Below are 24,817 nucleotides of genomic sequence, written 5' to 3' on the forward strand. Positions count from 1 at the left end.
GCGCTCCGGCCTTCTATGGCACTCGGTGCCATAGAAGAGGGAGCGTGGCGAAGCATATTGGCACCGGGTGCCAGAGGAAAGAGATAGCGCCGCGAGCGCCAGGCGCCGTAGGAACGATCTTCGGGAGTACGGTGACGTGGTGCACAACGGCGCGCCCCCGCAGGATCCCAGGGCCTCGACGGGCCGGGCCGGCCGGCGGCCGGTGACGACGGCCGCCGAGCTGGAGCGGCACGCGCTCCTGATCTTCGAGGAGCGAGGGTTCGACGCGACGACGGTCGACGACATCGCGGCCGTCGCCGGCATCGGCCGGCGCACCTTCTTCCGCTACTACGCGTCCAAGAACGACGTCGCCTGGGGCGAGTTCGACGCCCACCTGGAGACCATGAGCGCCGCGCTGGCCGCCACCCCGGCCGAGGTCCCGGTGCTGGCGGCGCTGCGCCGGGCGATCCTGGACTTCAACACCTACCCGGTCGCCGAGGCCGACTGGCACCGGCGCCGGATGGCACTCATCCTGCGCACGCCGGCGCTACAGGCGCACTCGACGCTGCGCTACGCGGCCTGGCGCGCCGTCGTCGCGGAGTTCGTCGCCGCGCGGACCGGCCGGCAGGCGGACGCCCTGGAGCCGCGCGCGGTCGCCTGGGCGTTCCTGGGCGTCGCGGTCGCCGGCTATGAGGAATGGCTGACCCGCCCCGACGCGGACCTCGGGCCGATCCTCGACCAGGCGCTGCGCCTGCTCACGGACGGCCTGGCCGAGACCCTGTAGGGCTGATGGCCGCGCGGTCAGCGGATGACCGGGCCGATGGAGGTGCTGGACCCGGGGTCGGCCCGCTGGTCGACGATCGGGCCGCCGGGCCAGTCCAGCCGGACCGCCTCGCGGTCGTCCGGCGGGGTGACCAGGACGTACTGAGGGGTGAACGTGTCGCCGGCCGGCGTGGCGGTGGCGGCGGGAATCGCGGTGGCGGCCGGGTCGTCCGCGAGGTCGGCGAGCGGCGCCGGGTCGGTCGTGGCGACGGCGGGGACCTGCAGGTAGGTCAGCAGGGCCGACGCCGTCCCACCCGGCGGGAGGTACATGGTGTCGGCCGTCTGGTCCGTGCGCCGGGGCAGGTCATAGGTGGCACCGGCGGCCGTCACCAGCGCCACGCCCGGGAAGCCGAAGATCGAACACGTCAGCGAGAAGTGGTTGGTGAACGTCACGGCGAGGCCGAACTGCAGGCTCGCGGGGTCGGCGGGCGACATCACCACCGGCGTTCCCAGCTCCACGGTGACCTTCGCGCCCGTGCACCGGGTGCCCATGATCTCCAGGTCGGCGCTCGCCGAGCCGCGGGCCGTGGGCGAGGCGCTGGCCGACGGGCGGTCGGGTGGCCGGGTGGTCGCCGGTCCGGACGCGGCGGCGGCCGGCGGGGAGCCCTGGATGTTGAAGCCCGTGTCCTGGGCCGGTTGCGAGCAGCCGGCCAGCCCACCCAGCGCGATCGCCGCGGCGGCGCACGCGGCGGCGGTGACGCGGCGGGAGACGGTTGGGGGGACCGCCGTGGCGTGGCCGCAGCCTGCGGCCCGGCCGGCGTGCGCGGCGAACGGGGACATCCGCGACCTCCTGGGCATCGCGGCTGCCCGGGGGCGGGGCCGCTGACCAGGGAGTATTCGGCGCGACGCGACCCGTTCCCGGCCAACACGACGCGACCCGCCCGTCCGGGTGCGCGACCGGCCGTGGATGTCCGCCGACGTCCCGTCCGCCTCGTTCGTCCGCTATGGGCGCCCGTCGGGCCCGCTCAGCGCGTGCCCAGGATGCTGTCGAGGCCCGTCTCGAACTGGTCGTCGAGGTCGGCGTGCAGGAACGGCGCCGCGGCCGCGAGCTCCGGGTACCGGGAGCGCGGCGGGTTCACGGTCGGCATCGGCGCGCCGACCCGGTCCGTCGCGAGGTTCTCCGCCAGGTGGCGGGCCTCGACCAGGGCGTGGCCGACCACGAAGAACAGCAGCGTCTGCCAGACCGCCGCCGCCTCGGCCTCGGACCGGCCGCCCGCGCGCAGCGCGCCGACGGCCTGCTCCATCCGGTCCCACCAGGAGCCGCTGCCCGGCGGCTGGCGCAGCACCGACGGGGCCAGCGTCGGGTAGCGCAGCAGCTGGCGGCGCAGCTGGCGCAGGCTCTCCCGCAGGTCGGCGGCCGGATCGCCGGTCGCGGGCAGCGCGCCGTCGCCGCGGATCATCAGGTCGGCGAGCGCGTCGAGCAGCTCGTTCTTGTTCTGGAAGTGGCGGTAGATCGCGGTCGGGTCGACGCCGAGCCGGGCGCCCAGCGCGCGCATCGACAGCGCGGTCACCCCGCCGATGTCGACGATCTCGCGGGCGCTGTCCAGCAGCACCTGCCGCGACAGCGTGCCGCGCGGTGTCCGCCGGCCGGCCGCCGCGCTGACGGTCACCCGCCCGGGCCCCGACTCGTCGAGGTCCAGGCCGTCCTGCTCGTCCGACATTCCGCACCTTCCGCGCCGCCGTCCGCGAACCCGATCACTGTCACTGTAGACAACAATGTTGACAGCCGGCCAGCGGCCGCCCAGCGGATCAGCCGTGGCGGTTGGGCCGATCGGGGTACACCCGAGCGACCGGAGAGGAAGCTGGAGGGAGGAAACCAGGAATGGATCCACGCCACCACCGCTTGCTCGTGATGAGTGGTGAAGCGTGAGTGGGGCACCGCCGGCCGGGATGTTGCCGGCAAGGCAGGATCTAGCCGGCAGGATAGCCACGGCGACCCGCCCACGACGTGACAATGGAGGGACGGTGACCCGGCACCGTCCCGGAACCTGGCCGAAGTAGGCGCGGCTGCGCCGGCGGAGGCCCGTGAAGGTGCACAGGGGAGGTCTCGGCCATGCTCGACCCGAGTGAGCTCTACGAGGTCCACGGCGACCTGCCCGACCTGGGGCGGCCGGTGATGCTCGAGGCGATGACCGGGGTGGTGGACTCCGGCAACGCGGTCCGGCTGGCCAGCGAGCACCTGCTGACGAGCCTGGAGCACGAGGTCGTCGCCACCTTCGACGTCGACCTGCTGCTCGACTACCGGTCCCGGCGCCCGGCGATGACCTTCGTCGAGGACCACTGGGAGCACTACGAGGACCCGGTGCTCGCCCTCTACGCCCTGCGCGACCGGGCCGACACCCCGTTCCTGCTGCTCGCCGGGCCCGAGCCAGACCTGATGTGGAAGCGGTTCTCCACCGCGATCCGGGAGCTGACCCGCCGGCTCAACCTGCGGCTCGCGGTCGGCCTCAACGCCATCCCGATGGCCGTGCCGCACACCCGGCCGACCGGGCTGATCGTGCACGGCACCCGCAAGGAGCTCGTCGCCGGCTACGAGCCGTGGGTCCGCCAGGTCCAGGTGCCGGGCAGCGCCGGCCACCTGCTGGAGTTCGAGTTCGGCAAGGAGGGCCGGGACGCGATGGGGCTCGCGGCGCTCGTCCCGCACTACCTCAACCAGACGGACTTCCCGGCGGCCACCGAGGTGCTGCTGACCTCGGTCTCCAAGACCACCGGTCTGATGCTCCCGCTGGACGGCCTGCAGTCGGCCGCGGCGACGGTGCGCGGCGAGGTCGACCAGGAGCTCGCCAAGGGCGGCGAGATGGCGTCGCTGGTGCACGCGCTGGAGGAGCAGTACGACGCCTACAAGCGCGGCAAGGAGTCCGGCGGCCTCCCGACCGTCCAGCCCGAGGACCTTCCCACGGCGGACGAGCTGGGCGAGGAGCTGGAGCGTTTCCTCGCCGAACAGTCCGAGCCGGACGGCCAGTAGCTGAGGCTCAGCGCAGGCCTTCGATGACCTCGGTGAAGGCGGCCAGGGTGTCGGGCTTGGCGAAGTCCGTGAACCAGGCGTAGACGCGGTCCACGCCGCGGGCGGCCAGCGCGCCGAAGTGCTCGGTCAGCTCGGCGGGTGTTCCGGTGACGAGGCCACCCTTGGCGAGCAGGTTGCTGAACCGGCGGTTCGCGGTCGCGGTGATCTTCTCGCGCTCGGCGGCCGTCGCGTTCGGCGGGATGACGGTGACCATCTGCTGGACCGAGACCCGAGCCGTGCCGACCCGGTCGCGCAGTTCGTCGAGCTGGCCGATCTTGTCGACCTGGACGTTCCACCAGTCCGCGTACTCGGCGACCAGCTTCAGGGTGCGCGGGCCGGTGCCGCCGATGGTGATCGGGATCGCCCTGGTCGGCACCGGCAGCGCGGCGGCCTCCGTCAGCGCGAAGTGCTCACCCCGATAGCTGACGGACTCCCCGCTCCACAAGGCCCGCAGGACCGCCAGGGTTTCGGCCAGCCGCTCGACGCGGACGCGGGCCGTCGTGTCGCCGATGCCGTAGCGCTCGAACTCGGCCGGCACCGAGCCCCAGCCGATACCGAGTTCGAACCGGCCTTCGCTGGCATGGTCGAGCGTCACCGCCTCCTTCGCGAGCATGACCGGATGGCGGAACGTGTCGCAGAGAACCAGGTGGCCGACCGTCAGCCGTTCGGTCTTCGCGGCGACCCAGGCCGCCGTCGTCATGGCCTCGAACATCGGGGTGTCGACCGCCCCGGGCGGGGCGAGGTGGTCCATCATCGCGATGCCCGCGAACCCGGCGCCCTCGGCGTTGCGGGCCCGCTCGACGATGTCCGGCATCGCCATTCTCATCTGGGGCAGGTAGAGGTGGAACTCCATTTCGCCTCCGTGGCGCGGCCCGCTCGGGTCTGTGGACCCGAACGGGCGGTGACGGGCCTGGACCGGTCCAAGACGAACAAACCACTGCCCACCCCCCGGCGCCACCGACGAAATCGCAGATCGCGTCCACGGCCGGGATGTGGTGGAGTGTCCACATGACCGAGCCCGCAGACGCGGAGATCACGCCGTTCAAGGTGTCTGTCCCCGACGCGGACGTCCTCGACCTGAAACGCCGTTTGACCGCCACCCGGTGGCCCGAGAAGGAACCGGTCGGCGACTGGAGCCAGGGCGTCCCGCTGGCCTGGTTGCGCGACCTCTGCGCCTACTGGGCCGACGGCTACGACTGGCGCCGCTGCGAGGCGCGCCTCAACGCCCACGAGCAGTTCGTCACGACGATCGACGGTCTGGACATCCACTTCCTGCACGTGCGCTCGCCCAACCCGGACGCGCTGCCGCTGCTGCTCACGCATGGCTGGCCCGGCTCGGTGATCGAGTTCCTGGACGTGATCGAGGCCCTCACCAACCCGGCGGCGCAGGGCGGCGACCAGGCGGACGCCTTCCACCTCGTCATCCCGTCCCTGCCCGGCTACGGCTTCTCGGCCCGTCCGACCGCGCCCGGCTGGGGAGTCGACCGCACTGCCGCCGCGTGGGCGACGTTGATGGCACGGCTCGGCTACGACCGGTACGCCGCCCAGGGCGGCGACTGGGGATCCGCCGTGACGAGCGCGCTGGCTGCCCAGGACAAGGAGCACCTTGTCGGCATCCACCTCAACTTCGTCGTGATCGGCCCGCCGTCCGGCGAGAAGGACTTCACCGAGGAGGAGCTCGCGTCGTTGACGGCCGGCGCCGAGCACCTGCAATGGGGCACCGGCTACTCCACGCAGCAGTCCACGCGACCCCAGACCTTGGCCTACGGGCTGGTGGACTCGCCGGTGGCCCAGTGCGCGTGGATCGCGGAGAAGTTCTGGGCGTGGTGCGACCACGCCGGCGATCCCTACACGGCGCTCACCCGCGACCAGATGCTGGACGACATCTCGCTGTACTGGTTCACCGCCACCGGCGGGTCGTCGGCGCGGATGTACTGGGAGGCAGGCCTGTCCCGGCAGGGCGGCGGCTCCGAGACGTTCCGCCGGGAGGTGAGCGTGCCGTCGGCGCTGTCGCTGTTCCCCGGCGAGATCTTCAAGCCGTCCCGGCGCTGGGTGGAACGTGCTTTCTCAGACCTGCGCTTCTACGAGCGCCCCGACCGCGGCGGTCACTTCGCCGCCTTCGAACAACCCGCCATCTTCACCGACCAGCTCCGCCGAGCCTTCCGCGCGATGCGCTAGACGCCCGATCTCACGGCAACAGCGTAAGGGCCGGAAGGCGCGCTGGCCGTACGACGGCGAAGTGCCGACGGTCGAGCGTGGCGACCCGGTCGATGTTGAAGCGTTCTGCTGTGGCGACGACCGAGGCGTCCACCGCACCTAGCGGAAGGTCGGCGTACTGCCGGACGAGGTCGGCCATGCGGGAGAGATCCGCGGTCGTGAGGGCGACCAGTTCGAACGCCCCTTGGGCGACTTGGTCGAGCAGCATGGCCTCGGCTTTGGGCGTGCGTTCGAGCATCCAGCAGATCTCGGTCAGAACCGGGCTGGGAAGCAGCCTCCGCCCCGTCAGAGTCGATAGCAGCCGGGCACAGTCGGCGTGCCGACGACCTGACTTGTTCAGCGCGGCGACGACGGGGCCGGTGTCAAGGACCGTGGCCTTCATGCCTGGTCGCCGAGGTCGCGGCGCAACCGGTCCCGGATGTAGTCGTCATGCCGCTCGGCGAGGTCCGGTGGGCCGTCGATGATGCCGATGAGCGCCAAGAGACTGGATGGCACTTCCTCGGTCGCGGCCTCGTCGGCGTCGTGCGAGGCGCGGGACAGTTCCTCGTCCTGGTCGACCAGCCACTGAAGGCGTTGCGTCTGCGCCGGGGTAAGGCTGTCGACGAGGCGATGAAGGGCTTGACGCTCGCCTCCGACGCTCACCTGCGCAGTGTAGGCCCGGCGCCGGTGCCCGTCCCGCGTGTACGGGCCACGCGACCGCTCAGGACGGGCTTCCACTTAGTCGGGCGGTATTCGCGGTGGTTCGGTCACGGCGTCCTCGCATTCTGTGGGCGAATGTTCGACAACCTGGCACGCGTACCGTCGACCAGGATCGACGTGAGGTGTCCGACCAGACACTATCGCACCCATCACCAGATTGTTGGCCAGAGCCGACATCGCCACTGAGCTGCCCGCCCGGTAGGGCGACCGCCCCAACCACTCCCGGCAGCTACCGTCGCGGGATGACGCCACCGGTCAGGGTGGTCAACGTTCGGGGTAGCGCGAAAGCATCTCCTCCCAGGCGACGGCGGCCGTGCGCAGGTCGGCTGGCGCGACGGTGAGGGTGATGCTGTATCCGTAGCTGGGGGTCGTGGGATCAAGCCCATGCGACGGCGGCGCCGATTCGCACTGCAGGTGCACCCGGATCACGCGAGATTCGTCGTCGGAGTCGGCCACACTGAGCCCGAGGCACGGTTCCAGGAACGTGAGAGCTGGACCGTCCTCATCGAGACCGTCGCTCGGCTCGACTCGCCCGGCGGCCGCCTTCCGTAGCCACTGGACGAGGTCTCGAACCTCCCAGGTCGTCAGGCAGGGCTCGCGGAAGGACCAGGTCTCGCCGTCCGCGCCACGCGCGGTGCCCGCGATGAAGAGCCAGTTGGCGTCCCAGTCCTGCCTTCCGACCGCCTTGTGTTCTGGGAACTGGTAGCCGTCGATGCGTAGGTCGACGTACGACCCGGTCGCGGACATCAGGAACATCGGCTTGGCTCAGCCCTTGGCGGTGGCGCCAGCGTCGATGGGGAGGGCTACGCCGGTGATGTAGCGGGCCTCGTCGGAGGCCAGGAACAGCACGGCGTTGGCGACGTCGACGGCCTCGATCAGCGGGACCGGCATGAGGTGCAGCGCGCCGAGGACGGCGGCGGCGTCGTCGATCGTCGGGTTCTCGAGGTCGGGGCGCAGCATCCCGCGCAGGGACGGGTTGTCGATCATCGGGGTGCGTACGTTGCCGGGGTGCACGCTGTTCACCCGGATCAGCGCGTGGGCGAACTCGTTCGCCAGGGACCGCATCAGGCCGACGAGGCCGTGCTTGGCGGAGACGTAGCCGGCCATCCAGCCCTGGCCCTTCAGCCCCAGCATCGAGCTGGTCAGGATGACCGAGCCGCCGCGGCCGCCGGCGACCAGGTGTGGGAGGGCGACCTTCGCCGTCAGGAAACAGCCGGTCAGGTCGATGTCGAGCACCGTCTGCCAGGCCCGCAGGCTCAGCTGGTCGGTGGCGGCGGCCGAGCCCGAGATGCCGGCGTTCGCGACGACGATGTCGAGCCGGCCCAGCTCGGCGACCCCGGCGTCGACGGCGGCCCGCAGCGCGTCCTCGTCGCGGACGTCGGCGACGGCGGTGACGATCCGCCGGCCCAGCCTCGCCACGGCGGCCGTCGTCTCGGCCAGGTCGTCGGGTGTGGCCATCGGGTAGTCGACGGTGTCGACGTCGCCTAGGAGATCGACGCCGATGATGTCGGCTCCCTCCTCGGCGAGCCGCACGGCGTGGGCTCGGCCCTGACCACGGGCCACCCCGGTGATGAACGCGACCTTGCCCTCGACCCGACCCGCCACGTCGACCTCCGTCGCTCGCCGTCCGTCGTGATGTTGTCGCACGATCTGGTGGGAAGCGCGAGCGATAGGCCGTGCGGGCTCGGGCTGGCGTTGACGTCGACGGCAGGGTTTAGCGTCGGTCTCATGCGGATCGGGGAGCTGGCGCGGCGGGCCGGGACCAGCCCACGGGCACTGCGGCACTACGAGCAGGAGGGCCTGCTCGCCGCCCGGCGCCGGGCCAACGGGTACCGGGAGTTCGACGAGCACGACCTGCGGCTGGTCGCCGAGATCAGGTCGTTGCTGGCGATCGGGTTCACCCTGGCCGAGACCCGGCCGTTCGTCGAGTGCCTGCGCGCCGGCAACGACCGCGGTGTCACCTGCCCGGACGCCGCCGCCGTCTACCGTCGCAAGATCGCCGAGATCGACGCGTGCACGGCCCGGCTCGGCGAGATCCGGGCCGGCCTGGTCGGTCAGCTCGCCGATGAGCTGGCCGCCCGCTCGCCCGCTGGCCGCCGGGCGGGGTCGCAAGCGGGGATCGCGCCGCAGGACGTCCGCGCGGTGCCCGTGCCCGACGCCGCGCCGGCCTGCGCGCTGTCCATCGGAAAGAACCAGTCTTCGGCGTAGACCAGCTTCGCGCCGAGACCACTACCGCGAGACGAGGTTCGCCATGTCGTCCACCCCTTCCCCCGCCGGCGTCGTCACCGCCCCCGCCGGGCAGGTCCTCACCGTCACCGACCGGTCCTTCGCCGCTCTCGTACTGGACAGTCAGGTTCCCGTCCTCGTCGACTTCTGGGCCGAGTGGTGCCCGCCGTGCCGGATGATGACGCCGGTCCTGGACCGCATCGCGGCGGACTACGCGGGGCGCCTCGTCGTCGTGTCACTCAACTGCGACGAGCAGCCCCAGACCACCCGGACCTACGGCGTCCTGGCGATGCCCACGTTCAAGATCTTCCGCGGTGGCGAGCCGGTCGCCTCCGTCGTCGGCGCCCGCTCCGGTGCCGCCATGCGCAAGCTCATCGACGAGCACCTCTAAGCCGGGAGGCACCCACGGCTGGCGGGCCACGAACCGTGGGTGCGGGCCGCGCGCGGGTTCAGGCGACGCGGCCGCGGGTCTTCGTGCGGTACGGGCGGAAGCCGCGGGCGCGGTAGTTCGCCAGCGCGCGCCGGTGGTCCAGCGTCGAGGTGTGCAGCCAGACGCGGTGAACGCCGTCGAGGCCCGGGTGGTCGAGCGTCCAGGCGAGCCTGGCCGCGAGCGTCAGCGCGTGGCCGCCGATCCCGGTGCCGACGTACTCGGGCACCAGGCCGAACGAGGTGATCTCGACGTCGTGCGGCGGGTGCGCCTCGGTCTCCACGACCCCGGCCACCTCGCCGTCGGCGCCACCGGTCCGCAGCAGGAAGCTCTGGCGGCGCGGGTCGGCGAACCAGTCCGACCAGGCGGCATCCCCCCAGGCCACGGACGGCCACTGGTAGGGCGCGCCGACCCGCGCGATCGTCGCCCGCGTCAGCGGCTCGTCGGCCGGCGAGGTGGGGATCAGGACCAGCTCGGGAGCGACCCGGCCGGGCGTGAGCTGGTCAGGACTGGTCATCTCCAGGAACGTGATGACCTCGCCTCGCACCGGCTCCACGATCGCCACGCTACCCCTCCCCGATCAGCCCGCGCAGTGGCCACGGGACCGGCTGGACCGACGCCGTCGTGCCGGCCAGCCCCCGACGATGCCGGCCGTCGGCGAGCCGCGCCGCGCGCCGCGCCGGGGAGTCCCGAACCGGTGCGGCCGGTGTTCCGTCCGGCCTCCCGCGCCGCCGGACGAGGCGGCGCGAAGTTGTGCGGACCGCGCGTCAGAGCACCTTCGTGCCGTACATCTCGCCGAGCGGGTCGGCGATCAGCTCCAGCCGGGCGCCGTCGGGGTCGCGGAAGTAGACGGAGACCTCGGAGTGGACCACGTGGTCGACGCCGGCCGCCGCGAGCTTGTCGACCAGGCGCCGCCACTGGTCCGGGGCGACCGAGATCGCGACGTGGTGCAGCCCGCCGAGGACCTCGGCGTACGGGCCGAGGTCGAGGCCCGGGAAGTCGAAGAAGGCGATCAGGTTCCCGTTGCCGATGTCGAAGAAGAAGTGCGACGAGCCGGCGTAGTCGCGGTTCTCGATCAGCTCGGTGAGCGGGAACTCCAGCACGCCCTGGTAGAAGCGGATCGTCCGCTCGACGTCCTGGCTGATCAGGGCGGCGTGGTGCAGCCCGCGGGCCGAGGACGGGGCCCGCTCGCCGGCCGGGGCCAGGTAGGTCGCTCGCAGGGCGGCCCGGGCCGCCTCGAGGGCCGGCAGGTCGCGGCCCACGGTCGTCGTGTCACTGCTCATGACTTGCTCCTCGGTCCGTCCCGGCCCGCCGATGGGCCGGGGCCGTCGCACGGCAGAACTAGTTGCTGATACAACACCTTCCCGGTCGCGGTGTCGGCTAGTGCCGCCGCCGGCGAGGTTCGCCCGCCTGCGGGCTGCCCATGATCGCTATTTTGGCCCTGGAGTGGTCGTGGCGAGGGCGATTTTGCGACCACTCCAGGGCTCAAACCGCGATCATGGCGGGTGAGTGGCTCGCGATGCCGGGACGGTACGCCGCGCGTCGGCTTCCCGATCACCGGCAGGCCGGATCAGGCTCCGCTCATCCCTCGCGCTCGACCGCGGACGAGATTCGCCACCACCAGGTAGGACCCACGCAGCCTCAAGATCCCGACTTGGCCAGCAGGGCCCCGCCGGAAGGCGAAAACAGCGATCAAGGCGACGGACAGACGTTGACGACCGCTGCCCGTTCATCCGGGGGCCGGGCCTTGACCTCGTTCTTACAGGACCCTTGCGGATCGTTGGGTGATCTCTGCGAGCGTGCTGTCCACGGGGGTTGACCGGCCCCCTCGGCCGTCCGGCCCCCGGGTTGGACGACTCTCGGGTCGGCGGCAGTCGGCTGCAATCGGGTCGGTGGCGATCGGGTGAGGGGACGGGCTGATGGGACGGGGCGGAATGCCACGGCTGATGGCCGTGACGGTGCTGGTGGCCGTGGTGGCTGTGGGTGCCGCGGCCTGTGGGCCGATGGAGCGGCGGGCGCCCGTGGCCGCGCCACCGTCGTCCGGGACGGCGCCGAAGCCCGGAACGGTCAGCCACACGCTGACGGTCGACGGCAGGTCCCGTGACTACGCGATCCACGTCCCGGCCGGAACGGGCACCGCACCTCTTCCGCTCGTCGTCCAGCTCCACGGCGGCGGGGGTAACAACGTCAACATCGAGAAGCAGACCGGCTTCTACGACCTCGCAGACCAGGACCATTTCCTGGTGGCGAGTCCAGACGGCACCGGTGGGAAGGCGGACCGGCTGCTGACCTGGAACGCCGGCTGGTGCTGTGGGTCGGCGCTGAACAACCAGGTGGATGACGTCGCGTTCATCGGTGCCATGCTCGACGACCTCGAAGCCCACTATCCCGTGGACCCGCGCCGGGTCTACGTCACCGGCTTCTCCAACGGCGCGATGATGACCTACCGGCTCGGGTGCGCGCTCGCCGACCGGATCGCCGCGATCGCCCCCGTGTCGGGCGCCCTGGACTTCGACGGCTGCGCCCCGGCCCGTGCGCTGCCACTGCTCGCCATCCATGGCACGGCGGACGAGAACGTCCCCTATGACGGCGGCAAGGGCACCGACGAGGGCCGACGATTCCCTTCCCAGAAGGACCGGATCGACCGGTCGGTTGCCGACTCCGTGGGGTTCTGGGTGAAGAACGACGGTTGCCAGACCCCTGCGGCCGAGCAGCATTCCGGCAGCCTGATCCGCGCGACCTACCGGTCCTGCGCCGCCGGCGCGGACGTGGTCCTGGACACGATCGTCGGCGGCGTCCACGCCTGGCCCGGCGGCCAGAAGATCCGCCCCAAGGCCGGCGAGCCCAGCGACGCCATCAACGCCACCGCCGAGATCTGGCGCTTCTTCTCGGCCCACGAACTGCCCAGCTCCGTTCCCCCCACGCCGACGCCGGCAACGGCGGCAGCGACGCCGACGGTCGGCGCTCCGGCCCGGCCGGCCAGCCGTGCGGGCCTTCCTGCCGCCACCCGGCGCCCTTCCTGGGCGGCGTAGGGCTCCATCGGCTACCTGGACGTGCCACCCGGAGATCGGACTGTTCCGCGAACGATCGTGCCGGTCCGCGTGCCGTGACCGCGAAGGTCGGCCCGGCGCAGTGATCGCCGTTTTGGCCCTCAGGTGGTCGTGAATCGGGTCTTCTTACAACCATTCGAGGGCAGAAACGGCGATCATGTTCGGGGTTCGGAGCGGGAAGCGCGAGACCGCCTCGGCGGGGCGGCGGCTGATGGGAGCGACAGAGTCGGACAGGGCTGTGACGGTCACGCGTGGGTCGTGCCGAATTGTCGGACGCCCTCGTTACGCTGACCGCCATGGCTGATCCAGCAGCGACGGTGCTCACCCTGGACGCTCCGATCACGGCGGTCGTCGTCTATCCGAGGCAGGCCCGCGTGACGCGGCGCGGGGTGGTGACGCTGCCCTCCGCGGCTGGCCCGCGGCCGGCAGACGGGTCCGCACCGCCCGAGCCGGCGCCGACGGGGTCTGCCGCGCCGACCGAGTTCTCGGTGACGCTCGGTGGGCTGCCGCAGCAGATCGACCCCAACTCTGTCCGGGTGTCCGGGCGCGGGGCGGTCAGGGTGCTGGGGGTCGAGGTCGATCTCGTGACCCGGGCGGCTACGGCGGACGCGACGCTCGCCGAGCTGCAGCAGCGACTGCGCGTGCTGCGGCGCAGGGGCCGCGAGCTGGACGATGCCGCCGAGACCGAGCAGGCGCTCCGGAAGTTCCTGGACGTGGCCGGTCGCAACGGGGCCGCGGCGGTCGCTCGCGGCTGGGGAGGGCCGTCCTGGCACGGCGGGCCGGCGGAGGCGAGGGGAACGACCTCTCAGGGCGGCTCCGGCGAGCCGAGTGGGACCGCGGGCCTGTCCACGGCGGCCGCGGAGCCTCCGAGTGCCGAGGCGCTCCGGCTCGCCGAGATCGGCGCCGCGCTGGGCGGTCAGCTCGCGGAGCTCGCCGGGCGCCGGCGGACGATCGCCGACGAGCAGGCGGACCTGCAGCGCGAGATCACCGCCGCCGAGACCGCCGTGGCCAAACGTCAGGGCCGTGCCCGCCCGGAGCAGACCTACCAGGTCACGGTGGTGCTGGAGCCGACCGCCGCCCTGCCCTCGCCGGCCGGTTCCGAGCCGGCTGGGTCCGAACCAGCCGGGGTCGAACCAGCCGGGGTCGAGGTGGAGCTGGAGGTTTCCTACCTTTCCCTCAACGCGTCCTGGTCGGCCCGGTACGACGCCCGCCTGGTCGACGGGACCGTGACGTTGACCTGGTTCGGGATGGTCACCCAGTCCAGCGGCGAGGACTGGCCGCTGTGCGACCTGGCGCTGTCGACGGCGCGGCCGGCGCGCAGCAGCGGGCTGCCCGAGCTGACGCCCTGGTACGTCGACGTCGCCAGGCCGAGGCCGCTGCCGCCGCCGATGGTCGCGGCCAGGAGCGCCCCGGACGGGATGGGCACGTTGGCGGGCGGCTCGGTCAGGATGGCGAGCCTCGCGGCGGCGCCGGCCGGGGCCGCGCCCGTCGAGCATGCCGTCGCGACCGTGGACACCTCGGGAACCGCGGCCACCTACCGGCCGGCCCGCCCGGTGCCGGTGCCCGCCGACGGCCAGTCACACCGCAGCACGCTCGCGATCCTGGAGCTCGCCGCCGAGCTGGACCATCTGACGGTCCCCAAGCTCGCGCCCGAGGCCTACCTGCGGGCGAGTGTCACGAACGCCTCGGCGCACACCCTGCTCGCCGGCCCGATCGCGATCTTCCACGGTGCCGACTACGTCGGGACCAGTGCGTTGGACCAGCCGGTCCCGCCGGGCGCCGAGGTGGAGCTGCAGCTCGGCGTCGATGACCGGCTGGTGGTCGAACGGGAGCTGGTCAGCCGTGCCACCACCCGCAAGGTCGTCGGCAGCCTGCGCCGTACCGACGTCGGCTACGCGGTCACGCTGACCAACCACACCGGGCGGCCGGCCAGGGTGACGGTCCGCGACCAGATCCCGGTGTCCCGGCACGAGGGCGTCACGGTCAAGGACTTCCACGCCACCCCGGCCCCCGGCGAGACCACCGACCTCGGCCAGCTGACCTGGCCCGTGGAGCTCGCCGCCGGGGCCACCAGGAAGATCGAGTTCGGCTTCCGTCTGGAGCACAACCGCGGCCTCGACCTCACTGGCTGGGCGGAGTAACGGGAGTCCGCGCGGTCGGCCGTCAGACGAAGGTCAGGCGGGGGAAGTGCTCGCCGGAGCCGAGCACGGGACCGGCCTCGCTGGCCAGCACGCGTTCGAGCACGGTGGCGTAGACGGAGCGGAAGTCGGTGGTGGCCTTCAGGTCGCCGTCGTCGAGGTTGGTGAGGCTCGGTTGGTCGCCGTAGAAGCCGCCCTTGACGCGTGAGCCGAGGACGAGGACGGGCGCGGCGGTGCCGTGGTCGGTGCCGTTGTTGGCGTTGGCGGCGACCCGGCGGCCGAACTCCGAGTAGACCAGGGTCGTCACCGCGGCGCCGTGAGGGTCGGTGCCGATCGTGGTCTGGAAGCGGGTGAGGGCCGCGTCGAGCTGACCGAGCAGCCGGGCCTGGGTGGCCTTCTCCTCGGTGTGGGTGTCGAAGCCGCCGAGGTTCACCGAGTAGACCCTGGTCGGCACGCCGGCCCGGATGCAGGCCGCGACCACGTCGAGCTGCGCCCCGAGCTCGCCGGCATCGCCCTTCGCCGCCGTGCCGCCCTTCCCGGTCGTGCCGCCTTTCCCGGTCGTACCGGCGGCGGTCGGCCCAGCGGTCGGCCCGGCAGCCGGGTCCGCGCCGGCGTCCAGCTGGCCCGTCGGTGCCTGAGCCTGGTCGGACTTCGTGCCCAGGACCGGGCCCAGCGCGCCGGCCACGGTGAACAGGTCGGCGCCCGACGACGCGACCCGGGCGGCGAGTGGACCGTCCGCCCGGTCCGGTCGGTAGAGCAGGTTCAGCTCCTGGCCGAGCGCGCCCCCCGGTGCCTTGAACGACCCGGTCGGCACGGCCGCCGCCGCGGTCGAGGCGCCGACTACCAGCGGCGCGAGCGTCGGCCCGATCGAGATCGCCCGCAGGGCGGCGACGCTGCTCGCGGCCTTCGGGTCGGCCTTGGCCTGGGCGTCGAGCCAGCGGCCGAGCCAGCCGGTCGTCGCGGCCGTGTCGGGCGAGGCGGTCTGCCAGATCGCCATCGACCGGAAGTGGCTGTGGTCCGGCTTCGGGTAGCCGACGCCGCGCACGATCGCGAGCTGGTGGGCGTTCCACCGGCCGTGTAGCCCGGTCAGCGCCGGGTGCAGCGCTAGGCCGTCGGACAGCGGCAGCGCCTCGCCGGCCGGGTAGGCGAGCTCGGGCCTGGCTGCTTGGTAGGCCGGGTCGTCGGCCGGGATCACCATGTTCAGCCCGTCGTTGCCGCCGTAGAGGGTGACGACGACGAGGATGCCGCCACCGGCGAGCGGATGCTCGGTGGACGCGTGGTGCAGGTCCCGGTAGGTGAGGACCCCGCCGCCCGCTGCGGCGGCGAGCCCGCCGGTCACGCCCGAGGCGATCAGGAACCGGCGTCGGTCGAACGGCATCGCTTGTCCTACCTTTCCTAGACCGTCAGGTACTCGGGGGACAGCAGGGCGAGCGCGACGAGGCGGGCCGGGTTGCCGCCTGTCGCGGCGAGGGCCGTGCGGGTGCGGGCGGTCCAGCCGTCGACGGACAGCAGGTGGGCGACGGCGTCGGCGCGGGTGGCGGCCGGCTCGTCGGCGATCGCCGACAGGTCTGCCGCGGCCGCTGCCGCCGCCGCGAACCTGGCGCGGACCTGGGTGGACGCGGTCGTCAGCCAGGCCGCGTTCGACGGCCAGCCGCCGACGCTCGGCGGGTCGAACGGGATCTGGCCGAGCCCGGCGAGGACCGCGAGGACCGCCTTCTGCTTCAGCGCTCCCGGGCCGGCGCCTGCCTCGGTCGCGGCGCCCGAGCCGTCGGCCGCGGCCGGGGCGACCCGCAGGCCGAGGGCGCGTAGCACCCCGACGACGTACTCGACCGGCTGCGGGACCAGCTGGCCGCGGGTGGCCAGGAACTCGGGAGACAGCAGCATCGCCCGGACGGCGGCGCCCGTGTCGAGCGTCGGCCCGTAGGCGGCGAGCATCCCGGCGGCCGCCGGGTTGGCCGCCGGCGCGGTCGGGGCGGCGAACCGGGTGAACAGCCGGCCGCACACCCACCGGGCCGACGCGGGGGAGTGCGTCAACAGCGCGATGACGTCCTCACCGCTGAGGTCGCCCGACTTCCCGAGGACGGTCTTCGTTCCGTCGTCGTGCTGCGCGGCGGCGAGCTGGAAGCCGGTGCGAGCCTTGTCGACCCGCCAACCGGTGAACGCCCGCGCCGCCTCGCGGACGTCGGTCTCGGTGTAGTTGCCGATCCCGAGGGTGAACAGCTCCATCAGCTCGCGGGCGAAGTTCTCGTTCGGATGCTCCTTGCGGTTCTGGCCCGCGTCCAGCCAGACCAGCATCGCGGGGTCGTGCGCGGCGGAAAGCGTCAGCGCGTCGAACCGGCCGGTGCCCTGCTGGCGGAAGAGCTGGTTCTGGGCCAGCATCATCGCCGCCGAGCGCACCTTGACGATCGACGTGGCGAAATGGCCGTGCCAGAAGAAGGTCAGCTTCTCGGTGAAGGGCGCGTCGGTCGCGACCATGCGCCGCAGCCACCAGCCGGCGAGCGTGGTCGCCTGGTCGCGCACCATCTTCGCGTAGGTCGCCCGCGCCTCCGGGTCGGCGCTTCTGGGGAGGGTCAGCGGGGCGAACGTCGGCGGCGGCTCGAGCGACGCCGTCGCCGTCGCGCCGAGCAGGGCGTCGACGGTCGCGGCATAGCCACGGCCGACCGCGGCGTCGAGCTCCGCCGGGCGTGCGCCGAAGGCGGCACGGCGGTGGAGGAACGCGAGGTCCGAGCGAGAAGCCACGGTGCAGACCATTCCAGCGGACCGTCAGCGAACCGTGGCCGCGATGTTCGAGGACGGTAAGGGAATGCCCGCAAGCCCGAGCGGGGTCCCGCCGGTGGCCGGTCCGGCCGCACACTGGACGCGTGGCAGCCCACCCCTCCGCTCCCGGCCAGCCGCCGTCCCCGCCGACGGCCGCCTTACCGCCGGCTCCGGCCGCGACGACCAACTCGTCCGCCCAGACCGCGCTGGCCGGGCCCGTCGCGGGGTCGGCGCCGCGGCAGCAGACCGGCCTCGTGCTGGTGGTGGAGGACGAACCGCACATCAGCGACCTGATCCGGCTGTACCTGACCAGGGAGGGCTTCGGCGTCGAGGTCCGCAAGGACGGCGCCGCCGGGCTCGCGGCGGCCCGCGAGCTCGCGCCGGTCGCGCTCGTCCTCGACGTCCGGCTGCCCGGCCTCGACGGGCGCGACGTGCTGCGCGCGCTGCGCGCAGAGGAGAACTGGACGCCGGTGCTGTTCGTGACCGCGCGCGACGACGAGGTCGACCGGATTCTCGGCCTGGAGCTCGGTGCCGACGACTACCTGGTCAAGCCGTTCTCGCCCCGCGAGCTCGTCGCCCGGCTGCGGGCCGTGCTGCGCCGCGCCGGCCCGCAGGCGGCCCAGCCGCCGCCGCGGCGGCTTCGGGCCGGCGCCGTCGAGCTCGACCTGGACCGCCGCCAGGTCGCGGCCGCCGGGGTGCCCGTCGCGCTGACGGCGACCGAGTTCGACCTGCTCGCCGCGCTCCTCGCCCGCCCGGGGCTGGTCTACACGCGCGAGCGGCTGCTCTCCCAGGTGTGGGGTTACCAGGCCGCGGCCGGCACCCGCACCGTCGACGTCCACGTCGCCCAGGTCCGCGCCAAGCTCGGCGACGTCTCCCCGATCCGGACCGTCCGCGGCGTCGGTTACACCGCCGATGCCTGACCTGGGCCGGCGGTCGCGACGGCCGCGTCAGGCCCGGTCGCGGCGCGGGCGCGGGCGCGGGCTCGGGTCGCGCACGGCGCTCGTCACGACGGCGGTGGCGCTGCTGGCCGTGATCATCACCGGGGCCATCTTCCTGGGACAGCTCGGCCGGGTCGGCGAGGCGCAGGCCCGCCGCGCGCTTGGGCGACAGGCCGACCTCGTCGCCGACCTGGCCCGCAGGCCGGGCGCGCTGACCGGTCAGGCCCGCGACCCCCAGCTGCGCGCCGACGTCGTCCGCGCGGTGGGCGCCCAGCAGATCAGCCTGCTGGTGCTCGACCCCGACGGCCTGGCGACGCTCGCCGTCGGCCCAGGTGACGGCCGGCGGGTGCCGATGCTCGCGGCGGGCACCCGGGCCCGGCTGGCCGGCACCAGCGAGAACACCGGTGTGCGGACCGTCGCGGGCCGCCGGGTCCTCGTCTCCACCCGGCAGCTGTCCGGGGGGAACACGCTGGTGCTCGTCCAGGACGTCGCCGCGGCCCGGGAGCTGACGGTGACCGAGAGCCGCCGGCTGCTCATCGCGCTGGTCGTCGCCCTCGCCGTGGCGACGGTCGCCGGGCTGGTCCTCGCCCGCAGGCTGGCCCGGCCGCTGCGGGCGCTCGCCGGCGCCGCGCACGCGCTGGCCAGCGGTCGGCGCGACGTCGACGTGACCCTCGCCCTGCCCACCCGCGGGCCGGTGGAGATCGCCGACGTCGCCGACGCGCTCGCCGGCCTGGCCGCGGCGCTCGCGACGAGCGAGGCGCGGCAGCGGGAGTTCCTGCTCTCGGTCTCGCACGAGCTGCGGACCCCGCTGACCGCGATCCGCGGCTTCGCCGAGGCGCTCGCGGACGGCGTCACCCCGGGGCCCGAGGCTCCGCGCGCCGGTCAGGTGATCCTCGACGAGGCGCTGCGGCTGGACCGGCTGGTCCAGGACCTGCTCGACCTGGCCCGCCTCGACGCCGACGACTTCCGGGTCGACCTCGCGCCGGTCGACCTGGGCCGGGTCCTCGCCGACGCCGCCGAGGTCTGGCGGAGCCGGTGCGCGGCCGAGGGCATCCCGCTGCGCGTTGAGGCGCCGCCACCGGGCCGGCCGGTCGTCGTCGTCGGTGACGCGGCCCGGCTGCGCCAGATCCTCGACGGGCTGGCCGAGAACGCCCTGCGGGTCGTGCCGGCGGGCGCGCCGATCGTGCTCGCCGCCAGGGCCGAGCCGTCGCCGCTGGGTCTGGTAGGGGTGCTGGAGGTCGGGGTGCTGGAGGTCCGTGACGGCGGGCCGGGCCTGACGGCGGACGACTGCGCGGTCGCGTTCGACCGCGCGGCGCTCTATGAGCGCTACCGCGGCCTGCGCCCCGTCTCCACCGGCCTCGGGCTCGCGCTCGTCGGGCGGCTCGCGGCGCGGCTCGGCGGCTCGGCCCGGGCCGGCGCCGCCGCCGAGGGCGGGGCCGCGTTCAGCGTCCGGCTGCCGCTCGCCCCGCTCGGCGACGCGGGCGGCAGCGACGGTCCGGCGGCCCGGCGGGCCACCGGGCCGCACCGGGTGCTCGCCGTCGGCCCGTCCCGGGACACGCGTCCCTGAGGAGGGGCGCTACTGGACGTAGCCCTCGACCTGGGTGATGGATGCCGGCTTCGCGTCGACCGGGTCCCGGCCGGCGGCGCGCAGAGCGTCCCGCCGGCGCAGCAGGTCCCAGCACTGGTCCAGGGACGCCTCGACGTGGCGGAGACGGGCCAGCTCCTCGTCGGGGTCGATCGCGCCCGACGCCCGCTTGGAGCGCAGGTCATGCTCCTCGGCGACGAGAGCGTTGATCTGAGTGAATATCGCTTTGTCGTCCATGTCCTCAGCCAAGCACGCGCCGCCGGCCAGACGGCCCGTCGTGACGGCGCGGCTCAGTCGGGGATCTCGACGGCGATCTCGGCGCCGAGGCTGAACCCGGGCGTGAGCGGAAGGTCGTCGCCACTCCAGAACCGGCCCGGGTCGTACCAGTTCGGCCGGCGGCCGGCGGGCAGCAGCCCCATCGCCTGGTAGGTGATCGCGACGACCTCGGCGCAGTAGGCGGTCTCGAGGGACGAGTTGCCCGCCGCGCCCAGGATCTCGGCGTCGGGCAGGCCGGTGACCGGCGGGTCGTCGGCCGGCGGCGCGGTGGCGCGCACCCGCCGTGACCGGACCCGCAGCCGTGGCCAGCGACCGGCCCGGGCCACCGGGCCGGTGGGTATCGCTTCGTCCGGCCAGCCCGGCCCGAGGCCGGGCCGCGTGGGATCGTCGGATCCGGCGACGTCGGTGCCGAGCTGCCAGGGGAACACGGCGAACCAGGGTTCGGCCGCCGCCTCGTCCGGGTGCTGGTCGGCGTCCTCGTCGTCGTCCGCTCCGGGCTCGTGGCGCCGGATCGGCGCCCGGCCCAGCAGCCACCGGCCGGCGAGCTGGGCGGTCGACGGGAACGGGGTGCCGTCGAGCCGCGCGACGATCCGCAGCGCGGCGTCCTCGGCCTCCCGGGGCACCTCCGGTTCGAGCTGGCGCAGCCAGGCCCGCTGGTCGTACCGCTGGCCCCACTGCTCGACGGCGGCCCGCAGGTCGTGCAGCTGCACCCCGCGGTGGCGGCCGCCGGTCCACCGGTCGGGCAGCGACCGGCCGAGCTCGGCATGCCAGATCATCGGCGGCATGTCGTCGAGGACGAGGGCCATGCCGACATGGTTGACGGGACTGTTCGTGAGCGTCTGGATCGCCCGGTCGGCCGCGGTGCGGCCCCGGAACAGCCACAGGTCGCCGGTGCGGCTCGCTTCCACGGCCGCGTCCAGGCTGACGGGCATGGCGCACATAACGTCCAGACTAGGCCGACCTGGGCGATGTCCGGGGCGACTCGGCGAAGGCCCGGTCAAGGTGACCGCGCGTGGCCGGACTTTTGTGCCGCGGACGCGGACTCGTCCCGCCATGGCCCCCGCAAGACCGGCCGATTCGACTTAGCCTGAGGTATGCGCGTGTGGAAGGTGCTCGGACTGGCCGGAGTCGTCGGCGTCGCGGCGACGGGTGCGATGGTCGCCCGCGCCGAACGGGCCCGCCGGTCCTACACACCGGACGAGATCCGCGAGCGGCTGCACAGCCGGCTCGCCGGCGACGCGCAGCCGGCACCGGACGGCACGGCGGCCACGGCCAGCGCCGAGGACGCCCGTCGCGCCCGCCCCGACGCGTCCTAGGCCGGCGCAGCCCCGGCAGCCGCCCGCCCGCTCGCGACGCTGCCGCGCCCCGAGCCCTTGCATTCGCTGAACATTTCTCCTACCGGCGCCTGACCTTCGGGTGCCACGATCGGCGCACCCCGTCGAGAGGTGCGTGCGTTGAGGTCTCTGTCACCCCGTCGACCGCTATCCCGTCAGCCGCGCGGTCTGGTCGCGGCAGCCGCGGCGCTGGTGGCGCTGCTCGGCGCCGCCGCCTGCCAGGGCGGCGCGGCCGCGAGTGCGCCGCCAGCGGCCTCCGGCAACCCAGCCTCCGGGACCCCAGCCTCCGGGACCCCAGGGCAGCCCCCGCACCAGCCAGGGGCCGGCTGGGAGACCGCCGACCCGGCGTCGGTCGGTCTCGACCCGAGCGTCCTCGCCGACCTCGCGAAGACCGCCGAGACCGGCAAGTCGAACTGCCTGCTGGTGGTCCGCGGCGGGAAGATCGCCGGCGAGTGGTACTTCCGGGGCACGAACGCGAACACCGAGCAGGACGTCTTCTCGGCGACGAAGTCGGTGACGAGCACCCTGACCGGCATCGCCCAGGATGACGGCGATCTGAAGATCACCCAGCCCGCGTCGACGTGGATCCCGGCGTGGCGGGGCACCCCGTCGGCGGCGGTCACGGTCCGCGATCTGCTGAGCAACGACTCCGGCCGCCAGTGGAGCATCGACCTCGACTACGACAAGCTCATCAAGGCCAGAGACAAGACCGCCTTCGCCGTCGGCCTCGGCCAGGCCCAGGCGCCCGGCCAGGTCTGGGCCTACAACAACTCGGCGATCCAGACCCTCGACCAGGTGCTCCAGGGCGCGACCGGCCAGGACCCGGCCGCGTTCGCCCAGCAGAGGCTGTTCGCGCCGCTCGGGATGACACACACGTCGATGTCCCACGACGGAGCGGGCAACACCGAGATGTTCACCGGCGTGCACAGCACCTGCCGTGACCTGGCCCGGTTCGGGCAGCTGGCGCTCGACCACGGCACCTGGCACGGCAGACAGATCGTCTCCACCGACTGGCTGCGCGCCGCGACCGGGACCTCGTCCACCCAGCTGAACGCCGCGTACGGCTATCTGTGGTGGCTGAACCACCAGGGGCTGGTCGGAAACCCGCTGGTCGCCACCGACCTGTCCCAGGTCGGCAACCAGACCTCGAAGCAGGGCCGGCTGGTCGCCGGTGCCCCGGACGACATGTTCTGGGCGATCGGGCTGGGCAACCAGGTGGTCCAGGTCGACCCGGCGACCGACACCGTGGTCGTCCGGCTCGGCACCCCCGACGCCATTCCCAAACCGCCCACCTTCGGCCCCGCCGAGGCCAGCCGCGTCGTCACCGAGGCGATTACCGGCTCGCCGGGCGCGACCACCGGCGGATAGCCCCGCGAGTCGAATCCACCGGCCGCGTCGCGTTCGAGAAAGGGCGGCAGTACGCTCCGGCCGGCCCCCGGATGGCGGGCCTGGTTTCTCGGGACGGCGTATCACACCCGCGCGGCGCGTGTGGCTGGCTGACTGCGTCGCGAAACGGCATAAGGGGATGCTGGTGGAAATCGGGGACCTCTGTGAGATCGAGGCGCTCAAGCAGCTCAAGGCGCGTTATCTGCGCCTGGTCGACGAGAAGAAATGGGACGAGTGGGCCGACGTTTTCACGCCCGACCTCGACGCGTGGATCGCCGACGTCCCGGACGAGCGGTTCAACACCCGTGAACAGTTCATGGAGTTCATCTTCCGGGCCATCGGCGCGGGACTGACCGTTCATCACGCCCACATGCCGGAAATCGAGATAACCGGGCCGCGGACGGCGCGCGGAATCTGGGCGATGAACGACTACGTGCGGTTCGCCGGCGCGGACGGAATGCTGGAGATCGCCGGAAGCGGCCATTACCACGAGGAATACCGCAAGTGCGAGGACGGGCAGTGGCGCATCTGCCGGCTGCGGATCACCCGGCTGCTCGGGATGGTCGACGAACTGGTCCGGCGCGGCGTGGTCGATCAGGCGGCCGTGACGATCCCCGACAGCCGCGCCGTCGGCGCCGACGAGAATCTCGCGGATCGGTGAGCGACCGACGCGAGCCCGGGCGGCGGCGCGCGGCCCTCGCCGTGCACGTGGCCGACCTGGTGATGGTCGTGCTGACCCAGTGGCGGTCCTGGCTGGCGCGACCGGCCACACCCGCTCGCCGGGCCCCGACGGCGAGCCCGCCGAAGCCACGGACGCCGGTCGCGCCGCCCGCGAAGACGCCACGCGCGCAGCAGAGCCCGCCACCGGCGAGGGTGCCGGGCGCGGACCAGAGCCCGCTGCCTGTCTCCAGGGCCGGTACCGGGCGGGACGCCGGGTAGCCAGGACGAGCCGGCGTCGCGATCGTCCACGCGGCGCCGGCCGTGGGCCGTAGGCCTGGGTCCGGCCGAACCTGCCCCATAGAGTGGCCAAAGGGGCTGGCGGACGGAGGATGAGCGCGGTGACGGATGCCACCCGGGTGCGGGCGCACGACGACGGACGCCAGCAGGGCGGCCCGGCCGGTCGCGACGACGTGCTGGACAACGTGATCTGGACGGCGCTGACGGGCCGGCAGGCGGGCTTCGCCGACCAGCTCGACCAGCTCGGACGGGTCGCTCGGGCTGGCCAGTTCCAGCCCGAGGTCGCGCCGTTCGCCGCGATGGCCGGTGGGCCTGGGGCGTGGGCCTGGGACGACCTGGCCGCCGTCGTCGGGCCGGGCGGGGTCGCGACGCTGTTCTTCGTCGAGGACGCGCCGCCCGCCGGCTGGACCGTGCTGGACCGGATCGGGCTCGTCCAGATGGTCGCGACCGCGGACTTCGCCGACGCGCCCGAGCCCGCGGCCCGGCCGCTCGGCCCGGACGACGTGCCCGCGATGATCGAGCTCGTCGAGCGCACGAAGCCGGGGCCGTTCCGGTCCCGCACCGTCGAGCTGGGCTCCTACCTCGGTGTCTTCGAGGGGAACGCGCTCGTCGCGATGGCGGGAGAGCGGCTGCGGGTGCCCGGCTACACCGAGATCAGCGCGGTCTGCACCGACCCGGCCCTGCGGGGCCAGGGCCTGGCCACCCGGTTGATGCGCGCGGTCGCCGCCGGGATCCGCGGCCGGGGCGAGACGCCCTTCCTGCACGCCTCCGCGCTGAACGTCAACGCCATCCGGCTCTACGAGCACCTGGGCTTCGTCACGCGGACGGTCACCAACTTCCAGTTCGTCCAGGCGCCCGCCCTGCCCGAGCAGCGGCCCGCGGCGGACGACGGACCGGACTACGACGACGAGGACGACCCGTTCGTCCGCCGAGGCGAGTGCGGATAGGCGGACCCGGCCGGCGGGTACCCGTCGGGGAGGCCGGGGCGTAGCGTCCGACAGGCGTCCGGACCCCACGCCGGG

The 24,817-nt window shown here is 73.4% G+C and carries 27 protein-coding genes; 14 read left to right on the plus strand and 13 right to left on the minus strand.

Annotation, left to right across the window (positions count from 1 at the left end):
- The first annotated feature begins 136 nt into the window (after nucleotides 1-136).
- Nucleotides 137-763, plus strand: a complete 627-nt coding sequence (gene mftR / locus I6A60_RS19650; protein WP_203022751.1) for a mycofactocin system transcriptional regulator — start codon at nucleotides 137-139, stop codon at nucleotides 761-763.
- A gap of 17 nt (nucleotides 764-780) precedes the next feature.
- On the opposite strand, the gene I6A60_RS19655 is transcribed toward mftR, so the two are convergent.
- Nucleotides 781-1,581, minus strand: a complete 801-nt coding sequence (locus I6A60_RS19655) for a DUF4232 domain-containing protein (RefSeq protein WP_203022750.1) — start codon at nucleotides 1,579-1,581, stop codon at nucleotides 781-783.
- A 185-nt stretch (nucleotides 1,582-1,766) separates the two neighbouring features.
- Nucleotides 1,767-2,462 (minus strand): TetR/AcrR family transcriptional regulator, encoded by a 696-nt coding sequence (locus tag I6A60_RS19660; protein WP_203022749.1) that lies wholly within the window; start codon nucleotides 2,460-2,462, stop codon nucleotides 1,767-1,769.
- A gap of 392 nt (nucleotides 2,463-2,854) precedes the next feature.
- On the opposite strand from I6A60_RS19660, the gene I6A60_RS19665 reads away from it, so the two are divergent.
- A complete protein-coding gene (locus I6A60_RS19665; protein WP_203022748.1) occupies nucleotides 2,855-3,766 on the plus strand; it encodes a PAC2 family protein in 912 nt (303 codons plus the stop codon).
- Between the two features lie 7 nt (nucleotides 3,767-3,773).
- Here the strand turns inward: I6A60_RS19665 and I6A60_RS19670 are convergent, their stop codons facing one another.
- The gene (locus I6A60_RS19670; protein WP_203022747.1) at nucleotides 3,774-4,658 is read right to left on the minus strand and encodes an LLM class flavin-dependent oxidoreductase; all 885 of its coding nucleotides are present in this window, start codon (nucleotides 4,656-4,658) and stop codon (nucleotides 3,774-3,776) included.
- Between the two features lie 155 nt (nucleotides 4,659-4,813).
- Here I6A60_RS19670 and I6A60_RS19675 point away from each other — a divergent pair, with 155 nt between their 5' ends.
- Nucleotides 4,814-5,983: an epoxide hydrolase family protein gene (locus tag I6A60_RS19675; RefSeq protein WP_203022746.1), complete on the plus strand. Its 1,170-nt coding sequence runs from the start codon at nucleotides 4,814-4,816 to the stop codon at nucleotides 5,981-5,983.
- A 10-nt stretch (nucleotides 5,984-5,993) separates the two neighbouring features.
- On the opposite strand, the gene I6A60_RS19680 is transcribed toward I6A60_RS19675, so the two are convergent.
- The 4 genes from I6A60_RS19680 to I6A60_RS19695 form a co-directional block, all read right to left on the minus strand.
- Nucleotides 5,994-6,404 (minus strand): type II toxin-antitoxin system VapC family toxin, encoded by a 411-nt coding sequence (locus I6A60_RS19680; RefSeq protein ID WP_203022745.1) that lies wholly within the window; start codon nucleotides 6,402-6,404, stop codon nucleotides 5,994-5,996.
- Nucleotides 6,401-6,664: a hypothetical protein gene (locus tag I6A60_RS19685; RefSeq protein ID WP_203022744.1), complete on the minus strand. Its 264-nt coding sequence runs from the start codon at nucleotides 6,662-6,664 to the stop codon at nucleotides 6,401-6,403. The genes I6A60_RS19680 and I6A60_RS19685 overlap by 4 nt, the downstream gene beginning before the upstream one ends.
- Nucleotides 6,665-6,985: 321 nt before the next feature.
- On the minus strand, nucleotides 6,986-7,468 hold the full coding sequence (locus I6A60_RS19690) for a hypothetical protein (RefSeq protein WP_203022743.1): 483 nt from the start codon (nucleotides 7,466-7,468) through the stop codon (nucleotides 6,986-6,988).
- 18 nt (nucleotides 7,469-7,486) lie between these two features.
- The gene (locus tag I6A60_RS19695; RefSeq protein WP_203022742.1) at nucleotides 7,487-8,326 is read right to left on the minus strand and encodes a mycofactocin-coupled SDR family oxidoreductase; all 840 of its coding nucleotides are present in this window, start codon (nucleotides 8,324-8,326) and stop codon (nucleotides 7,487-7,489) included.
- Nucleotides 8,327-8,449: 123 nt separating this feature from the next.
- Between I6A60_RS19695 and I6A60_RS19700 the strand changes: the two genes are divergently transcribed.
- On the plus strand, nucleotides 8,450-8,929 hold the full coding sequence (locus I6A60_RS19700) for a MerR family transcriptional regulator (protein ID WP_203022741.1): 480 nt from the start codon (nucleotides 8,450-8,452) through the stop codon (nucleotides 8,927-8,929).
- 43 nt (nucleotides 8,930-8,972) lie between these two features.
- Entirely contained in the window at nucleotides 8,973-9,338 is a 366-nt protein-coding gene (gene trxA, locus I6A60_RS19705) for a thioredoxin (protein WP_203022740.1), read from the plus strand.
- Between the two features lie 58 nt (nucleotides 9,339-9,396).
- Here trxA and I6A60_RS19710 read toward each other — a convergent pair whose 3' ends face one another.
- The gene (locus I6A60_RS19710; RefSeq protein ID WP_203022739.1) at nucleotides 9,397-9,939 is read right to left on the minus strand and encodes a GNAT family N-acetyltransferase; all 543 of its coding nucleotides are present in this window, start codon (nucleotides 9,937-9,939) and stop codon (nucleotides 9,397-9,399) included.
- A gap of 202 nt (nucleotides 9,940-10,141) precedes the next feature.
- Nucleotides 10,142-10,657, minus strand: a complete 516-nt coding sequence (locus tag I6A60_RS19715; protein ID WP_203022738.1) for a VOC family protein — start codon at nucleotides 10,655-10,657, stop codon at nucleotides 10,142-10,144.
- 636 nt (nucleotides 10,658-11,293) lie between these two features.
- Here I6A60_RS19715 and I6A60_RS19720 point away from each other — a divergent pair.
- Both I6A60_RS19720 and I6A60_RS19725 read left to right on the plus strand, forming a co-directional pair.
- Complete coding sequence (locus I6A60_RS19720; protein ID WP_203022737.1) at nucleotides 11,294-12,406, plus strand: PHB depolymerase family esterase; 1,113 nt, start codon at nucleotides 11,294-11,296, stop codon at nucleotides 12,404-12,406.
- Nucleotides 12,407-12,720: 314 nt separating this feature from the next.
- Nucleotides 12,721-14,565 carry a DUF4139 domain-containing protein gene (locus tag I6A60_RS19725; RefSeq protein WP_203022736.1) on the plus strand — a complete coding sequence of 615 codons (1,845 nt, stop codon included), beginning with the start codon at nucleotides 12,721-12,723 and terminating at the stop codon, nucleotides 14,563-14,565.
- Between the two features lie 22 nt (nucleotides 14,566-14,587).
- Here the strand turns inward: I6A60_RS19725 and I6A60_RS19730 are convergent, their stop codons facing one another.
- Together I6A60_RS19730 and I6A60_RS19735 are read right to left on the minus strand one after the other, a co-directional pair.
- Nucleotides 14,588-15,940 (minus strand): DUF1501 domain-containing protein, encoded by a 1,353-nt coding sequence (locus I6A60_RS19730; protein WP_203022735.1) that lies wholly within the window; start codon nucleotides 15,938-15,940, stop codon nucleotides 14,588-14,590.
- A gap of 17 nt (nucleotides 15,941-15,957) precedes the next feature.
- Entirely contained in the window at nucleotides 15,958-17,301 is a 1,344-nt protein-coding gene (locus I6A60_RS19735; RefSeq protein ID WP_307873758.1) for a DUF1800 domain-containing protein, read from the minus strand.
- A gap of 224 nt (nucleotides 17,302-17,525) precedes the next feature.
- Here I6A60_RS19735 and I6A60_RS19740 point away from each other — a divergent pair, with 224 nt between their 5' ends.
- Nucleotides 17,526-18,239 (plus strand): response regulator transcription factor, encoded by a 714-nt coding sequence (locus tag I6A60_RS19740; protein WP_238439905.1) that lies wholly within the window; start codon nucleotides 17,526-17,528, stop codon nucleotides 18,237-18,239.
- On the plus strand, nucleotides 18,232-19,824 hold the full coding sequence (locus I6A60_RS19745; protein WP_203022037.1) for a cell wall metabolism sensor histidine kinase WalK: 1,593 nt from the start codon (nucleotides 18,232-18,234) through the stop codon (nucleotides 19,822-19,824). The genes I6A60_RS19740 and I6A60_RS19745 overlap by 8 nt, the downstream gene beginning before the upstream one ends.
- Before the next feature lie 9 nt (nucleotides 19,825-19,833).
- Here the strand turns inward: I6A60_RS19745 and I6A60_RS19750 are convergent, their stop codons facing one another.
- Together I6A60_RS19750 and I6A60_RS19755 are read right to left on the minus strand one after the other, a co-directional pair.
- Nucleotides 19,834-20,079: a DUF2630 family protein gene (locus I6A60_RS19750; RefSeq protein WP_203022038.1), complete on the minus strand. Its 246-nt coding sequence runs from the start codon at nucleotides 20,077-20,079 to the stop codon at nucleotides 19,834-19,836.
- A gap of 53 nt (nucleotides 20,080-20,132) precedes the next feature.
- Complete coding sequence (locus I6A60_RS19755) at nucleotides 20,133-21,050, minus strand: hypothetical protein (protein WP_238435800.1); 918 nt, start codon at nucleotides 21,048-21,050, stop codon at nucleotides 20,133-20,135.
- A gap of 162 nt (nucleotides 21,051-21,212) precedes the next feature.
- Between I6A60_RS19755 and I6A60_RS19760 the strand changes: the two genes are divergently transcribed.
- The 5 genes from I6A60_RS19760 to I6A60_RS19780 all read left to right on the plus strand — a co-directional run bounded on the left by I6A60_RS19760 (nucleotide 21,213) and on the right by I6A60_RS19780 (nucleotide 24,742).
- Nucleotides 21,213-21,434: a hypothetical protein gene (locus I6A60_RS19760; protein ID WP_203022040.1), complete on the plus strand. Its 222-nt coding sequence runs from the start codon at nucleotides 21,213-21,215 to the stop codon at nucleotides 21,432-21,434.
- A gap of 138 nt (nucleotides 21,435-21,572) precedes the next feature.
- A complete protein-coding gene (locus I6A60_RS19765; protein ID WP_238435801.1) occupies nucleotides 21,573-22,820 on the plus strand; it encodes a serine hydrolase in 1,248 nt (415 codons plus the stop codon).
- A 118-nt stretch (nucleotides 22,821-22,938) separates the two neighbouring features.
- Entirely contained in the window at nucleotides 22,939-23,499 is a 561-nt protein-coding gene (locus I6A60_RS19770) for a nuclear transport factor 2 family protein (RefSeq protein ID WP_307873760.1), read from the plus strand.
- Nucleotides 23,496-23,777: a hypothetical protein gene (locus I6A60_RS19775; protein ID WP_203042406.1), complete on the plus strand. Its 282-nt coding sequence runs from the start codon at nucleotides 23,496-23,498 to the stop codon at nucleotides 23,775-23,777. Before I6A60_RS19770 ends, I6A60_RS19775 begins: the two co-directional genes overlap by 4 nt.
- Nucleotides 23,778-23,887: 110 nt before the next feature.
- Nucleotides 23,888-24,742: a GNAT family N-acetyltransferase gene (locus tag I6A60_RS19780; RefSeq protein ID WP_238435802.1), complete on the plus strand. Its 855-nt coding sequence runs from the start codon at nucleotides 23,888-23,890 to the stop codon at nucleotides 24,740-24,742.
- The last annotated feature ends 75 nt before the right edge of the window (nucleotides 24,743-24,817 follow it).

The sequence above is a fragment of the Frankia sp. AgB1.9 genome, from assembly GCF_016786355.1.
Lineage (GTDB): Bacteria > Actinomycetota > Actinomycetes > Frankiales > Frankiaceae > Pseudofrankia.